The organism is Bosea sp. Tri-49 (assembly GCF_003952665.1).
GTDB lineage: Bacteria > Pseudomonadota > Alphaproteobacteria > Rhizobiales > Beijerinckiaceae > Allobosea.
This window is the reverse complement of the sequence record NZ_CP017946.1, coordinates 1,611,923-1,626,354: the sequence shown is the minus strand read 5'-3', so window position 1 is coordinate 1,626,354 and position 14,432 is coordinate 1,611,923. Positions and strand designations below refer to the sequence as shown.

General features: G+C 65.4%; 16 protein-coding genes. 11 read left to right on the top strand and 5 right to left on the bottom strand.

What is annotated here, in order from left to right; all coding sequences use genetic code 11:
- Positions 1-1,440, bottom strand: coding sequence for an O-antigen ligase family protein (locus BLM15_RS08035; RefSeq protein WP_126112000.1), 1,440 nt, complete (start codon positions 1,438-1,440; stop codon positions 1-3).
- Positions 1,437-2,702, bottom strand: a complete 1,266-nt coding sequence (locus BLM15_RS08030; RefSeq protein WP_164547433.1) for a glycosyltransferase family 4 protein — start codon at positions 2,700-2,702, stop codon at positions 1,437-1,439. Before BLM15_RS08030 ends, BLM15_RS08035 begins: the two co-directional genes overlap by 4 nt.
- Before the next feature lie 305 nt (positions 2,703-3,007).
- Here BLM15_RS08030 and asnB point away from each other — a divergent pair, with 305 nt between their 5' ends.
- The 6 genes from asnB (at position 3,008) to BLM15_RS08005 (ending at position 7,458) form a co-directional block, all read left to right on the top strand.
- Entirely contained in the window at positions 3,008-4,897 is a 1,890-nt protein-coding gene (gene asnB, locus BLM15_RS08025) for an asparagine synthase (glutamine-hydrolyzing) (RefSeq protein WP_236846606.1), read from the top strand.
- A 271-nt stretch (positions 4,898-5,168) separates the two neighbouring features.
- Positions 5,169-5,831 (top strand): Crp/Fnr family transcriptional regulator, encoded by a 663-nt coding sequence (locus tag BLM15_RS08020; protein WP_164547432.1) that lies wholly within the window; start codon positions 5,169-5,171, stop codon positions 5,829-5,831.
- A gap of 79 nt (positions 5,832-5,910) precedes the next feature.
- A complete protein-coding gene (locus BLM15_RS32315) occupies positions 5,911-6,015 on the top strand; it encodes a cupin domain-containing protein (RefSeq protein ID WP_442859435.1) in 105 nt (34 codons plus the stop codon).
- A gap of 189 nt (positions 6,016-6,204) precedes the next feature.
- Positions 6,205-6,534 carry an ArsR/SmtB family transcription factor gene (locus tag BLM15_RS08015; protein WP_126111992.1) on the top strand — a complete coding sequence of 110 codons (330 nt, stop codon included), beginning with the start codon at positions 6,205-6,207 and terminating at the stop codon, positions 6,532-6,534.
- Complete coding sequence (locus BLM15_RS08010; protein ID WP_126111990.1) at positions 6,531-6,995, top strand: SRPBCC family protein; 465 nt, start codon at positions 6,531-6,533, stop codon at positions 6,993-6,995. The genes BLM15_RS08015 and BLM15_RS08010 overlap by 4 nt, the downstream gene beginning before the upstream one ends.
- 49 nt (positions 6,996-7,044) lie before the next feature.
- Positions 7,045-7,458 carry a GFA family protein gene (locus tag BLM15_RS08005; protein WP_126111988.1) on the top strand — a complete coding sequence of 138 codons (414 nt, stop codon included), beginning with the start codon at positions 7,045-7,047 and terminating at the stop codon, positions 7,456-7,458.
- 18 nt (positions 7,459-7,476) lie between these two features.
- On the opposite strand, the gene pobA is transcribed toward BLM15_RS08005, so the two are convergent.
- Positions 7,477-8,646, bottom strand: coding sequence for a 4-hydroxybenzoate 3-monooxygenase (pobA, locus tag BLM15_RS08000; RefSeq protein ID WP_126111986.1), 1,170 nt, complete (start codon positions 8,644-8,646; stop codon positions 7,477-7,479).
- A gap of 129 nt (positions 8,647-8,775) precedes the next feature.
- On the opposite strand from pobA, the gene BLM15_RS07995 reads away from it, so the two are divergent.
- Together BLM15_RS07995 and BLM15_RS07990 are read left to right on the top strand one after the other, a co-directional pair.
- Positions 8,776-9,651, top strand: coding sequence for a helix-turn-helix domain-containing protein (locus BLM15_RS07995; RefSeq protein WP_164547431.1), 876 nt, complete (start codon positions 8,776-8,778; stop codon positions 9,649-9,651).
- Positions 9,652-9,752: 101 nt separating this feature from the next.
- Positions 9,753-10,328, top strand: a complete 576-nt coding sequence (locus tag BLM15_RS07990; RefSeq protein ID WP_206438619.1) for a 2'-5' RNA ligase family protein — start codon at positions 9,753-9,755, stop codon at positions 10,326-10,328.
- 15 nt (positions 10,329-10,343) lie between these two features.
- On the opposite strand, the gene BLM15_RS07985 is transcribed toward BLM15_RS07990, so the two are convergent.
- Entirely contained in the window at positions 10,344-10,925 is a 582-nt protein-coding gene (locus BLM15_RS07985) for a phosphoribosyltransferase family protein (protein ID WP_126111980.1), read from the bottom strand.
- Positions 10,926-11,156: 231 nt separating this feature from the next.
- Between BLM15_RS07985 and BLM15_RS07980 the strand changes: the two genes are divergently transcribed.
- From BLM15_RS07980 to BLM15_RS07970, 3 genes are all read left to right on the top strand, one after another.
- Positions 11,157-11,507: an ArsC family reductase gene (locus BLM15_RS07980; protein WP_164547430.1), complete on the top strand. Its 351-nt coding sequence runs from the start codon at positions 11,157-11,159 to the stop codon at positions 11,505-11,507.
- A 78-nt stretch (positions 11,508-11,585) separates the two neighbouring features.
- Complete coding sequence (gene tgt, locus BLM15_RS07975) at positions 11,586-12,710, top strand: tRNA guanosine(34) transglycosylase Tgt (protein WP_126111976.1); 1,125 nt, start codon at positions 11,586-11,588, stop codon at positions 12,708-12,710.
- The gene (locus BLM15_RS07970) at positions 12,707-13,498 is read left to right on the top strand and encodes a hypothetical protein (RefSeq protein ID WP_126111974.1); all 792 of its coding nucleotides are present in this window, start codon (positions 12,707-12,709) and stop codon (positions 13,496-13,498) included. The genes tgt and BLM15_RS07970 overlap by 4 nt, the downstream gene beginning before the upstream one ends.
- Here BLM15_RS07970 and BLM15_RS07965 read toward each other — a convergent pair.
- On the bottom strand, positions 13,472-14,392 hold the full coding sequence (locus BLM15_RS07965; protein WP_126111972.1) for a DMT family transporter: 921 nt from the start codon (positions 14,390-14,392) through the stop codon (positions 13,472-13,474). The genes BLM15_RS07970 and BLM15_RS07965 overlap by 27 nt on opposite strands.
- Positions 14,393-14,432 lie beyond the last annotated feature (40 nt).

Here is a 14,432-nt window from a genome sequence, read left to right as displayed (position 1 = left end):
CTAGCCGGTCGCATCGGCGAGGCTCGTCGGTAATCGATTACGGGGAGAAGGCTCCCCCGGCCGCCATTCAGCGATAGTTTCCTCGGCTTCCGCCTTTGCGATGAGCGATGGGGCCAGAAGCAGTACCAGAATAACGAGGAGGCTGGCGTGGATCTCGAGCCCTCCCGATTTGATCCAGGCCATCGCATAGGCGACGCAGACGCCCACCATGATTGCGTAGTAGGCGCTCGGCATCTCCCGCCTCGCCATGGCGCGATATCTGACGAAGCTTGCAAGCGCCGACGCCAAAATGGCGACATATATGAGCAGGCCGAAGAGCCCCGTCTCGATGGCGACTTCGAGGAAGGGCTGATGGCTCGGCAAGTCGAGCCGGTGGTTGGTCGCGGTGGTCAGCGCAGCCAGATAAGGGTGCAGCGCGAACGGGCCATTGCCGATGCCGACTCCCGTCGCAGGATAATCGCGGAGCAGTTGAAGGCTCGCCTGCCACAGCAGCTCTCGCCCGCCCAGCTCGCCGCCCTCTTCGGCGGAGAACCGCTGGGAAATCGTCTCGAAGAAGAACGGCGCGGCGACAGCGGTACAGAGGAGGAGGACGAGGCCGGTGATCCCCCATGCTCGGGTCGATTTTCCAAACAGGAAGGCGAGCAGCAACAGCAGAACCGCGAGCGAGCTGCCGCGCGACCCGCTCAGCGCCGTGCCGAGTAAAACGCAGAGGAGGAACACGACACTCAGGGCCATCATGGCAACCCGCCGCGAACCTGACGAGCGCAGAACAGGCCACATGACGCCGGGAAGCGTCGTGATGAGCATCAAGCCAAAAACATTCTCGTTGATCTCGAATACTTTCAATCTTTCTTTAAAGTCATATTCAGTAAAAATAATTGTAAATATTGCGCATGCAACGAGCAGCCAGCCCATTGCGCTCAACATTTTCATGAACCTGTCGAGCGCATCAAGGGACCGGAGTTGATTTGTGATCATGAGCAGGAGGATGAAGCTGATCGTCCAGGCCACCAGCTTGCGGCGCGCTTCGATCAGGTCGGGGGCCCAAAGCATCGTCACCGCACCCCACAAGATATAGAGCAGGACGAGCAGGCAGGTGGCGTTCCACTGGATCGATATCGGCCGGCCCATCGCTCGGGCCATCCCGACGCCCAGGGTCGCCGCGACGGCTCCGTTCGCCGCAAGCGCGTAAGCGCTCTCGTCGAAGCGAAGGTCACCGGGTGGAAGAAGGATCAGGAACCAGGCGATCAACGTCGTCGTGAGCGGTCGCTGCAGCAGAAGCAATCCGACCGCCCCGGCCACGGCCATGCCGATGAGCAGGAGCGGCGCCAGCGGGTTCCTGAGAAAGAGGAGCCCGGCGATGACGACCGCCAGCAAGACCATCCCGGCTGCGAGGATGCCGAACATCGCGTTCCGCCCCACCCAGCTTCCGGCGCTCATGGCATTGCGTCCTGCAACTGGGCGGTTCCGTCGACCGGGACGCTCACCTGCCGGCCGAGAGCGGCCGTTTCCAGCAGGTCGCAGGCCGTCGTCGTGTTATGTCGGCGCCTGACATAATCCAGTGCGCGCTTGCCCATTTCTTGGTTCAGGATACCGTTCTTCGTCAGAAGGTGCAGATCGCTCCGCAAGCCCGCCGTCGTTCTGCTGACCCTTCCCAGCGCTTGCGTTTCGATCACGTGTCCAGGGTCTATCGCTAGCGACAGCACGGGAACGCCGACGCTCCAGGCCTCCAGCATCGTATTAGGAAAGCCTTCCGCTTCGGACGTGTTGACCAAAACCTTGCTGTCTTCGAGGAGCGCCATGATTTCAGCGGCTTGCGTCGGGCCCAGGAAGGTGACGTTGCTCAGCGAGCGCATCTTGCGTTCGAGATCGGAGCGCGTCGCGCGGGGCAAGGTCGGGTCGAACCCGCCAACGACGCTGAAACGGAGGCCCGGGCACGATCCGGCGAGGTCGAGAAACCGCTCCAGGCGCTTCTCGGGACGGATCTGCGCAACCCAGAGGGCGTCGATCTGGGCGCCCTCCAATGGCCGCGGCCGGGAAGCGAACGACCTCAACAGGTTCGGCACGGCGACGGTTCGCCCTCGTAGCCGATGCGGCAGCCGGGTTCGTTGTCCCTCATGCTGGATCGCGATCGCATCCGCGCTGTGCAGCCCGAGCGCATAGAGCGGATTATGGAACCACGGCCGATGTCGGTAGGTGGACCAGGGCTTGCAGTGATCGTCATGCGCGAGGGCGTAGATGAAGCGCGTCCGGCTGCGGAGCCGGCCGATCAGCCCAACCAGCCAGAGAAAGTCGTCGGGCAGGCGCGCATAGAGGACGGTCGGCGAAACATCTTTCAACGCCCGCCAGAGCCGGGCCGCGCTCGAAGGCCTGCGCCATGAGGGCGCGGCGTCGAGACAGAGAACCCCTGCGATGGTCGTTGGCGGCGCGCATCCCTCCCCATCGCCATAGATCAGGCTCACCTCGTGTCCGCGCTGCGCCATGGCGGCCGCGAGATGAGCCACTTGCGCTTCCGCGCCCCCTGACATGCTCGTATCCCCGGCCAGGACCCTCAGGGAGCGCCAGCCGGGCGAGTAGAAGCACCACCGCATCCGCCGATCGGCGGATCCGAATTGGGGCGCGGTTTCGGCGGCCGCGGAGGCGTTGCGCAAGGCGGTCGCCCGGTTGGCCGCAGTTTCGGACGCAATCGTAGCGTCAAGCATGATCCGGACTGCTCCTGGCTCGAAGTTGCGGGCTCGAACGGGTTCGCGGTCTCGTTCGGCACGATTGCGCGCTTTGGCACCCAAGCTGACGGGGTTCCGCACTGAGGAGTTGACGCGTGTCATATCCGAAGCGCCGTCTATGGCGCCTGCTTGTGCCATCGAGGCTGCGTGATCGCCGGACCGAGACGTGCCGACGATCGGCGCACGCTGCGCGTCTGCAGGAAATATAGAGGCAATCACCGATGTGCGGCATTTGCGGATGGTTCGGACGACGTCCTCGGGGGGCGCACGAGGCCACCTTACGGATGGTCGAGCAGCTGCGTCACCGCGGCCCCGACGATGCCGGGATCGAGAGCGGGGACGGCTGGGAACTCGGCTTCCGGCGCCTCAGCATCCTCGATCTCAGCCCGTCGGGGCATCAGCCGATGCGCAGCGAGGACGGGCGTTACTGGCTGGTCTTCAACGGCGAGATCTACAACTATCTCGAACTTCGCCAGGACCTGGAGCGCGCCGGAGAGCGTTTCCGCAGTGGTTCCGACACGGAGGTTCTGCTTCGGCTGCTGATGCGGTCTGGCGCGGAGGCGCTTCCGCTGTTGAACGGCATGTTCGCGCTCGCCTTCGTGGACACAGAGGCCCGCAGCTTCGTGCTGGCTCGAGACCGGCTGGGCGTGAAGCCGCTCTATTACACCGTCGCCGACGGCAGCCTGCGTTTCGCGTCCGAGCTGAAGGCGCTGGTCGCCGAGCCGAATGCCGACCAGTGCGTCGACAGCGACGCCGTCGCTCAATATCTGGCGCTCGGCTATCTGCCCGGCGAAACCTGCATTTTCGAGGGCCACAGCAAGCTACCACCAGGCCACGTGCTCGCGGGGACGCTCGACCGGCCGGGGGCGGCGTATTCGAGGCCCTACTGGAGCCTGGCGCTCAATGATGATCCGGGTCGCCGGCCGATCACGCCGGCGGAACTGGACGAGCTTGAAAACCTGCTCCTCGACGCCGTCCGCATCCGCCTTCGCAGCGACGTTCCGGTCGGTCTCTTTCTCTCGGGCGGCCTCGACAGCGGGCTGGTCGCCGCCATGGCGGCGAAGTCCGAGGTGGCGCCGCTCGCCCTCACGATCGGTTTTGCGGAGGAGGGATGGGACGAGAGCAAGCTCGCCTCGCTCACTGCGAACCATGTGGGATTGCAGCACCGCATCGTCCCGCAGCGGTCCGGCGGGCTCGCCGACGTGGACCGCCTGTCCTGGTTTTTCGACGAGCCCTTCGGCGATCCCTCTGCGCTACCCTTCTTCACGCTCTGCGAGGCAGCGGCCGGGCACGCCACGGTGTTTCTGTCCGGAGATGGCGGCGACGAGATGTTCGCGGGTTATCGCCGCTACATCGAGGCCCTGAACCGCGCCGGCGTGATCAAGGCCGCCGGGCGGATGGGAGGCCCGCTTCGGATGGCGAGCCGGCTTCTGCCGCAAGGCTCGCTCGCTCGATACCGACTCTCGAAGCTCGCTTTGCCTGACCATGGTTGCGCGGCCGCGTTCGATGAATCACCCGACGATCCGGTACTGGGCGGCATCGTTCATCCGGACCTGCGGCCGAGCTTGCGAATTGCGGGCAGGCCGATATGGGAGAGATGGCAAAGAAGCAGCGGCGCCGGCGTCACGGCCCGCCAGCAGCGGCTGGACTACGGTCTCTATCTGCCCGACGACGTGCTGGTGAAGGTCGACCGGGCATCCATGGCGCATTCCATCGAGGTCCGGTCACCGTTTCTGGATGTCAGGCTGGTCGAGTGGGCAGCGCGGCTTCCGCGCTCGGCACTCATCAATCGCACACATGGGAAGCTGCCGCTCAGGGCGCTCGGTCCCCGGCTGCTTCCGGAGGCGACGCTTCAAGCCCAAAAGCGCGGCTTCGGCGTGCCGCTCGACGATTGGTTCCGCAGCGCGGCGGGCCGGGCGATGGTTCAGGACCGGCTGCTCGCCCCCGAAAGCCGGGCCAGCCGGTACTGGAACGTGCCGGCGGTCGAGCGCCTGTTGGAGACCCATGGATCCGGCCGAGGTCGAGGCTTCGGCGTGATCCTCTGGCGGCTGCTCATGCTCGACGCCTGGTCCCGCCACTACGCGAATGCCCGCCAGGAGCACTGGCAGGCCTCATCGACACCGAGCGGCTCACGCATGCCCGAGCGCGCTCAGCGCCCAGCCTATAATGCGTAGATTGTACATGCGAGGTGCCGAGGCGAGCCCTAACCCTGTCGTTCGACGACCCGTCGCTCGTAGGGCTTCTTGAGCCGAATTTCAGCCGAGAATGAGGTCGCGGCGCCAGGCGAGCACCGCTGACGACCGACCCGTTGCCCATGTCACGTCAGGGGAGCCGCTGCTACCACCTACAGCCTACCTCGGAAACCCAGTCGAGAACCGGCACCGCAAGGAACATCATGTCGTTGCGGTATTGATATTAGTCGGCTGCGGGATTGAGGTTAGACGAATGTTGCTAACGCTTGACGACTCTCGCCATACAGATTTTTCCGGAGTTTTAGCTACAAAGAGCCTGATCCGGCCACCGGCCCGAGATCCTCGACTCCGGCTCGTTCCCGGCAACGTCGTTCTTTTCTGGCAAGACGAGCACCTGCCCCACGCCATCGAAGTGGTCGATGGCGCGATCAGGGCCGTTCGGCTCTGGAGCGACGGGACTCGCCAGATCGTGACATTCTTCTGGCCCGGAAGCGTCATCGCGCCTTCAGCCTTGCAGCGCTACACCGCTGAAACCTTGACGCGATGCACCTTGCGGCCTCGCGAGGACATTGCCGCGCCTGAGCCGAGCGGCACCGATCAAGCTCTTCAGGCTTCCCTCCGCCTTTTGGCTGCGACGGGAAAAAAGAGCGCGACATGCCGAATGGCTTGGTTCTTGCTCCAGATCCGCGAGCACCTTCCCCGGGATCCTGTGCTCCCAAATGCATTTCGTGTCGTTATCCCGCGCAATGATATCGCAGACTATCTCGGGATGACGCTGGAAACTGCGTGCCGGACGCTCGCCACATTTCGTGCGCAGGGATTGATCGACCTGCCGACTCGTAAAACGATCTGCTATCTCAACATTCCTCGCCTGATTCGGATTGCCTCGTTGCCGTCCGAAGGGGCTGGAGTGTGATCCGAGCGGCGGCTGCCGTCCCGCTTGGCGCAATCATCGCGCTGAGCATCAGGGCGAGGTCTGCGACACCGCGCAGGTGATGCGCGACGACGCGACCATTCTCATGCATCAGTGCGCGGCGATCGGCTGCGTCCACCGGATGGCCAGTCCCGGAAAGACCCCGCCCGAGATCATCCAGGCGTAGGTCGGCTCTATCTCGGCGAGGCGACATCATCAGCATCGAGGATATCTGTCAGGGCTGCTGAAGAGCGCCTTGGGGCGAAGCGTTCGGGAGCATCGGTGGCTTTCGTCCCGGCCGTGCCGCCGATGGCGCGCGTCAGTGCTCAAATAAATTAGCATTGACTAATTAATTAGCGCAGGCTAATTGATTGGCATGTTCGAAGTCGCTTCCGTCTCCACTGTCATGCGCGCACTCGCCGACCCGACACGGCGAGCGGTGTTCGAGCGGATCTCGGCCTGTGACGAGATCACCGTGGCGGAGCTGACCCGCGGCAGCGGCGTGACGCAGGGCGCCATCTCCCAGCATCTCAAATCGCTGAAGCAGGCCGGCCTCGTCGCCGAGCGGCCTGAGGGCCGCAACGTGTTCTATCGCGCCGAGCCGGATGGGCTGGCGCCGCTCGTCGACTGGATCGGCCATTACGGCGTCTTCTGGCGCGAGCGCTTCGCCAACCTCCGCACCCTTCTCAAGGAGATGGACCCATGACCGCCATCGACCTGCAGCCCGCCACGCAGGAGATCGTCGTCGACGAAATCCTTCCGCATGCGCCGGAGACGATCTGGAAGGCCCTGACCTCGAGCAAGTTGATCGCCCGCTGGATCATGGAGCCCTTCGGCTTCGCTCCGGTCGAGGGGACGCGCTTCACCTTCAAGACGACGCCGGCAGGCGCCTGGGACGGGACGATCCACTGCCAGGTGCTGGACGTCATCCCCAACGAGCGCCTGGCTTATTCCTGGAGGGGCGGCGACGACGGCAATGCCGGCTACGGCTCCCGGCTTGACACCGTCGTCACCTGGACACTGTCCAAGGCAGCGAGCGGCACCCGCGTGCGCCTCGTCCATTCCGGCTTCGAACTGCCACGCAACGAGGCCGCGTTCACGAATATGGGGCGTGGCTGGAAGACTATTCTGCCCCGCCTCGGCGACGTCGCCGGCGAGGACAATTGACGCCGCAGGACTGCCCCGGCTGCCCAGCATCCCTTCCTGGAGAATGACGATGAGCTATGCCTACACGGGCGGCTGCGCCTGCCGCGCGATCCGCTATGAGATCGCGGCCGAGCCGATCGAGAGCAATGACTGCCAATGCCGCCAGTGCCAGCAGCAAAGCGGCACCGGCCACAGCTCCTATCTGAGCTTCGTCGGCGCGCCGGTCACGGTCGAGGGCAAGGCGAGCACCTGGGACGTTGTCGGCGAGGGCGGCACGGTCAAGCGCTGTGCCTTCTGCCCGACCTGCGGCTCTCCCGTTTATCTGACCTTTCCGGACATTCCCGACCTGTTCATCGTCCGCGCCGGCAGCCTCGACGAGCCCGGCCGCTACAAGCCAGAGATGGTGTTCTGGCATTCGGTCGCCCAGCCCTGGGACCATGTGCCTCCAGGCATTCCGAGACACGAGAAGCTGCCGCCGCGGTGAGGGCAGACCTACCCAGCCTCAATAGGGCAGGCCGACATAGTTCTCTGCCACGCTGGTGAGCGCGGCCTGCGACTGCGTCAGATAGTCGAACTCGGCCCGCCTGATCCTCTGGTCGAAGCTGCTCGCCTCCGGGAAGAGGTGGAGCAGGTTGGTCATCTGCCAGGAGAAGCGCACCGCTTTCCAGACCCGCGCCAGCGCCTTGCCGGAATAGGCATTGAGCCCGGCATCGGAGCGCTCGGCATAGTGCTCGCGCAGCGCCTCGAACAGGTAATGCACGTCGCTCGCCGCAAGGTTGAGGCCCTTGGCACCGGTCGGCGGCACGATATGGCCGGCATCGCCGGCGAGGAAGAGCTGGCCGAAACGCAAGGGCTCGGCGACGAAGCTGCGCAGCGGCGCGATGCTCTTCTCCAGTGACGGCCCGGGCATCACCGCCGCCGCGACTTCCTCCGGCACGCGCCGGCGTAACTCGTCGAAGAAGCGCTCGTCCGACCAGGCTTCGACCTTTTCGTCGAGCGGCACCTGGACATAGTAGCGGCTGCGGGTCTGCGAGCGCATCGAACACAGCGCGAAGCCGAAGGGCGAGCTGGCATAGACCAGTTCATGCGCCGCTGGCGGCCGATCGACCAGCAAGCCGAGCCAGCCGAAGGGATAGACGCGCTCGAAGGTCTCGATCGCCCCCGCCGGCACCGAAGCGCGGCAGATCCCGTGGAAACCGTCGCAGCCGGCGATGAAGTCGCAGGCGATCTCGCGCCGCTTGCCCTCGTGGATGAAGCTGACGCGCGGCGATGAACCGTTGAAATCATGGAGCTGAACGTCCTCGGCCCCGTAGAACGTCGTGGTGCCGGCCGCTTGCCTCGCCTCCATCAGATCCTGCGTGACCTCGGTCTGGCCGTAGACCGTCACCTGCTTGCCGGTCAGGCTCTTGAGGTCGACGCGCTGCAGGCGCCCTTCGAAGGCGAGCGAGAAGCCGTCATGCGGCAGGCCTTCTTCGGCGAGGCGCCCACCGACGCCCGCCTCGCGCAGCAAATCGACCGTGCCCTGCTCGAGCACGCCGGCCCGGATGCGCGAGAGCACATAGTCCGCGCTCTTGCGTTCGAGGATGACGTTGTCGATGCCCTGGCGCGTCAGCAACTGGCCGAGCAGCAATCCGGCCGGCCCGGCGCCTACGATCACGACCTGGGTGCGCATGGCATCCTCCCGCACGAATCTCGGGCTCGCCGAGCCCTGTACTTTCACAAGAAAATGCCATCGCCTCTGCTTGACCGGAATGGAGCTTTCACCCAACCTATTGGACAAAACGAACATCGGGTTGCTCGCATGTCGCTCGCTTCGGTGCCGGCCTACTGGCTCTATGACGAGCCACGGGAGCAGCGTTTCCCCGATGCGCTGCATATCGAACGCATCAGCGCCCGCAGTGCTCCACGCGACTGGCGGATCGAGCCGCATCGCCACCAGGACATGGCCCAGTTCTTCCTGATTGCCTCGGGTGGCGGCCTGGTCCGGGTCGACGGTGTCGAGCATCGGCTGATCCCCGGCACCGTCCTGTTGCTGCCGCCGCTGGCGATCCATGAGTTCCGGTTCAATCCGGACACCGAAGGCTTCGTCGCCAGCGTCGCGACCTCGACGCTGACGCCGCTCTTCGAAGCCGAGCCCGCGCTCGGCGCCGTGCTGAGCGAGGTGTTCGTCGACAGGCGAGGGCCGAACGATGCGGGCACGGCTGAGCTCGCCATGACGATGGAGGCAGCGCTCGCCGAGTTCGGCCGCAACCGCGGCAGTCGCGAGCTCGCGCTAGCCGCCCATGCGCGCTTGATCGCGATCTGGTTCGCCCGCATCGCGCGTTCGCATGCGGTGGCAAACAGCGGCTCGAACGATGCGCGCGCCGTGCTGGTCAGGCGCTTCATCGAGCGCGTCGAGAGCCATTTCCACACGCATGAGCCGCTCGATGCCTATGCGCGTGATCTCGGCGTAACCGGCCCGCATCTCACCCGCGTCTGTCGCGAGCTGCTCGGCCATTCCGCAATGCGGGTGATCCAGGGGCGGCTGATGCTCGAGGCGCGGCGCGACCTCGTCTACACCCGCTCGCCGGTCTCGCAGATCGCCTTCCGGCTCGGCTTCTCGGATCCGGCCTATTTTTCCCGCTTCTTCGCGGCGCGCGCGGGGATGTCGCCTTCGGAGTACCGGGCGGCGGGGTGAGGGTGGTTGTTTTTGTTCTTTGTTTGTTCTAAATACTGGCGATGGGAAGGCCATCTCCAGATCAACCAGATCTGTTCAGTTGGGATGCCCGCTACGGGATCGTGGGCGGCCGTGACTGGTCGAAGACCTTAGTCGCCCCTGGCTGGATCAGATACTTCTTCGCGCTGGTGCCGCCGCCAAAAGATGCTGCGGCGATCGATGCGTTCGCCCATGATCTTCGCAGTTCGCACGATTTGCGGGGGTGGCCGATCGGACTGGCGCGCTATCACGTCACCTTGTGCGGCATCGAGCGATATGGCGGAGCTGCCAGCGAGGAGATCGCAGCCTTGGAGAAGGTTGGCGCTTCCGTGGTCGCGCCGGGGTTCACTGTCGCCTTCGACCATGTCGCGGGGCATGGCAAACGCGGCGATCGACAGGCCGTTTTTCTTGAAACGAGCCAGACGTTCTCGATCCTCGACAGGCTTCAGAGAAGCCTGCGTCGCGAGATGCGGGCACGAGGTTTTCGGACGCCGTCCAAATTCGGACCGCATGTGACGCTGCTCTACGATGAGCGCCCATTCAGCAAGCCAATAATCCCGCCTGCGAGCTTTCCGGTTCGGGAGTTCGTTCTGATCCGCAGCGTTCATGGCACAAGCCGCCACGACCATCTTGCCCGCTGGCAACTCGGCACCCGATGATCGCGCCGACGTCGCCTAGGCGCCTTCGCTCTCCGGCGCTGTTCGCGGGACGGTGCGCAACACCTCTGCCCTGATCCCACCGCCGGCAAGACGCTCACGCCCACCCATCCGGTCGATGTCGAAGACAAAGAGCGCCGTGTCGCAATGGCCGCCGAGCCGGCGGATCAGCCGCGCTGCCGCCATCGCCGTGCCCCCGGAGATCAGGCAATCGTCGACGATCGCGACTTGGCGTCCCGCCAGCCGCGAGCCCTTAGAGATCACCACGCCTTCGCCGAGCTCGTAGTTGGCCATGATGCTGCGCATCACGCCGTTGCGCAGCGAATCGACCTTGCGGATGTCGATGAAGCCGAGGCCGTTGCGATAGGCCAGCGCTCCGGCAAGGCCGAGCCCGCCGATGTCGATGCCGGCGAGCACCTCGATATTGGCCGGTATCCGCGACGCGAGCGCATCGACGATGGGACGGGTCAAAGCCGCTTCGCTGGTCGTAATGGAGAGGTCGGGAAAGTCCACGCCCGCCGCGGTGTGGTCCTTCCAGGGGCGGAAGGGGATATCGAGCTTGTCGTCGCTCGTCGCGGCCTGCTGCAACTGGTCGATCATGGCGCGCCCATCCGATTCCTTGCTCGCCCGATACGCGCCATCGTTACCGGCCGGATGACAGGACGCGAGAGACGCATGATTGTCCGCGCTGCGATCGGCGATGGCAACGAGCGCCTGCTCGGAACACTCAGCTTTCTTCGCCGTAGTCCGGCGCCAGGCGGCGGGGTCGCTTGATCTCCGGTCGGCCGCATGCCACCTCGGCGCCGACGGCAATCAGAGACGGTCAGGACGATGGTCACGCTCTACGGCATCAAGAACTGCGACACGATGAAGAAGGCCTGGAGCTGGCTCGACGCGCACAAGATTCCCTACGCCTTCCACGACTATCGCGTCTCCGGCATCGACAAGCCCAGGCTCGAAGCCTGGTGCAAGGAACTCGGCTGGGAGAAGGTCCTCAACAAGGGAAGCACGACCTTCCGCGAGCTGCCCGAGGCCGACAAGCAAGGCCTCGATGCCAAGAAGGCGATCGCGCTGATGCTGGCGCAGCCGACGATGATCAAGCGCCCGGTGCTCGATCTCGGTGATCGTCGCATCCTCGCCTTCAAGCCGGATGTCTATGAGGCTGCTTTCGCCAAGCGCTGAGCGCCCGGCTGCCGGCACAGCCCCGCCCGGCGTGCAAGGCTCTTTCGCGAAAGGTGGCGCTGGGCTAGGCCCGCGTCCATGACGACGGATTTCAGCTTTCACCTACTCGGCCGGGACGGCGCAGCCCGCACCGGCGAGGTTCGCATGCCGCGCGGTATGATCCGCACGCCGGCCTTCATGCCGGTCGGCACCGCCGCCACGGTCAAGGGCATGTATCCCGAGCAGGTCAAGGCGCTCGGCGCCGATGTCGTGCTCGGCAACACCTATCATCTGATGCTGCGGCCGGGTGCCGAGCGCGTCGCCAGGCTTGGCGGCCTGCACAAGTTCATGAACTGGCCGCACCCGATCCTGACCGATTCCGGCGGCTTCCAGGTGATGTCGCTCGCCAATCTGCGCAAGCTGACCGAGGAGGGCGTCACCTTCCAGTCGCATATCGACGGCTCGAAGCATGTGCTGACGCCGGAGCGCTCGGTCGAGATCCAGAACCTGCTCGGTTCGGATATCGTTATGCAGCTCGACGAATGCGTTTCGCTGCCCTGCGAGGACAAGGTCGCCGAGAAGGCGATGCGGCTCTCGCTGCGCTGGGCCGAGCGCTGCAAGACGGCGTTTGGCGATCCGGCGGGCAGGGCGCTGTTCGGTATTGTCCAGGGCGGGGCGGTGCCGTCCCTGCGCGTCGAGAGCGCCCGCGAGCTCGCCGCCATGGACCTCAAGGGTTACGCCATTGGCGGGCTCGCGGTCGGCGAGCCGCAGGACATCATGCTGGCGATGATCGAGACGGTCGAGCCGCATCTGCCGCAGGAGAAGCCGCGCTACCTGATGGGCGTCGGCACGCCGGACGACATCGTCGAGGCGGTCAGGCGCGGCGTCGACATGTTCGACTGCGTGATGCCGACACGCGCCGGACGCCACGGCCAGATCTTCACCCGCTTCGGCCGGATGAATCTGAAGAACGCCAAGCACGCCGAAGACCCACGGCCGGTCGACCCGCAATCCTCCTGCCAGGCAGCCAACACCTATTCGCGCGCCTATCTGCACCATCTGGTCAAGGCCGAGGAGATGCTCGGCAAGATGCTGCTGACCTGGGTCAATCTGGCCTATTACCAGGAGCTGACGGCCGGCCTGCGCGCCGCCATCGCCGCCGGCCGGCTTGAGGACTTTATTGCTGAGACGAAGGAAGGCTGGGCCAGAGGCGAGCCGGCGTGATCGATCCCGGGCTTGGCCTGCTGCTCATCAAAATGGCGGTCGCGGCCGCCATCGTCGTCAGCTGTTCGCTGTTGGCGGAACGGGTCGGGCCGCTGCTCGCGGCGATGATCGCGACGCTGCCGATTTCGGCCGGGCCGGTCCTGGCGTTCCTCGCGCTCGATCACGACGCCACCTTCATCTCAGCCAGCGCGCTGGGCAGCATGAACTCCAATCTCGGCAATGCCTGTCTGTCGCTGGTCTACGTCCTTTTGGCGCAACGTTTCGGCACGGTCGTCAGTCTCGGCGCCGGGCTGGTTACTTGGATCGCGGCGATTGTTGTGCTGCGCGAACTCGCCTTGCCCTTTCCGGCGATCCTGGCGCTGACGATCATCGCTTTCCCGACGCTGCATCGGATCTTCCGGCCCTATCTCGCGGCGCGCCCGGCCAAGCCTCCGGGCCGGCTCTGGTATGTGCTGCCATTGCGCGCCGCCACCGTCGCCACGCTGACTGGTGTCGTGACCGCCTTGAGCGCCACGGTCGGGCCGACCTGGTCGGGCGTGCTTGCCGCCGTGCCGCTCGTATTGTCGAGCCTGATCGCGATTTTGCAGCCACGCATCGGCGGGCCGGCCAGCGCCGCCGTCATCGCCAACAGTGCGCTCGGCCTGCTCGGCTTCGGGCTGGGGCTCGCCACGGTTCACGCCACGGCGCCGATATTCGACTCCTGGCCGGCTCTCGGCCTCGGTCTGCTCGTCTGTATCGTCTGGAATCTCGGCCTGATGGCACTAGCGCGCCGCCGGGCGACGCCATGAGGCGGCGAACAGCCCGGCGATGATCAGCGCGATGCCGCCGATCTGCAGCCCGCTCGGGATCTCGCCGAGCACGGGGATGGCGAGCAGCGTGCCGACCACCGGGATCATCGGCGGAAAGCGCCCGGCGACCGACGGACCGAGCACCGGCGTCGACCAGCTCCAGATCCACAGGCCGACGATGACGTTGAGTACGCCCTGATTGATCGCGTGCAGCGCCAGCACCCACCAGGGCGCGACGTCGAAGCCGCGGAAATAGAAGGCGAAGTAGATCGGCAGATAGGCCATCGACAGCACTGAAACCACGGCCGTGGCCTTGAGCGCATTGACCCGCCAGAGCTGGATCAGCAGCGGATAACCGCCCCAGACCAGTCCGACGCCGAGAAAGCAGAGATCGCCGAAGACGATGCTCGGGTTGGAATGCGTCGTGCCGGCGATGCCGAGGCAGGCGAGGCCGATGAGCACCGCGATCACGCCGAGCACGAGCTGCCGCGTCATCAGCGCGCCGAACAGGACGACGCTGCCAACGATACCGATCACCGTGACGGTGCCGGGCCCGATCACGGCGCCGTGCGCTGCCGGGGCGAAGGTAAGCCCGGTCATGAGCAGGAAGCTCATCGGGAAGCCGCTCATGATCGCGAGGATCAGGCCGCGCTTCCAGCCGAGGCCGGCGCAATCGCGCAGGCCCCCGGCCATCATGAAGCTGGGCAGGAGCAGGAAGCCGGCGGTGACGAAGCGCAGCGCCAGCATGTCGTGCGAGGAGAGGCCGTTCAGCACTGCATGGCGGCTGACGACGAAATTCGCCCCGAAGATCACCATGGCGAAGGCCATGCCGGCAAACGCGAGCTGCCTGCGTCGGCGCAGTTTCTCGTCGGAAAGCGGAACGGCTTGATGCATGCTCCGGCTTAACGCGATGCCGGAGCTGCCGTTAGGGGCC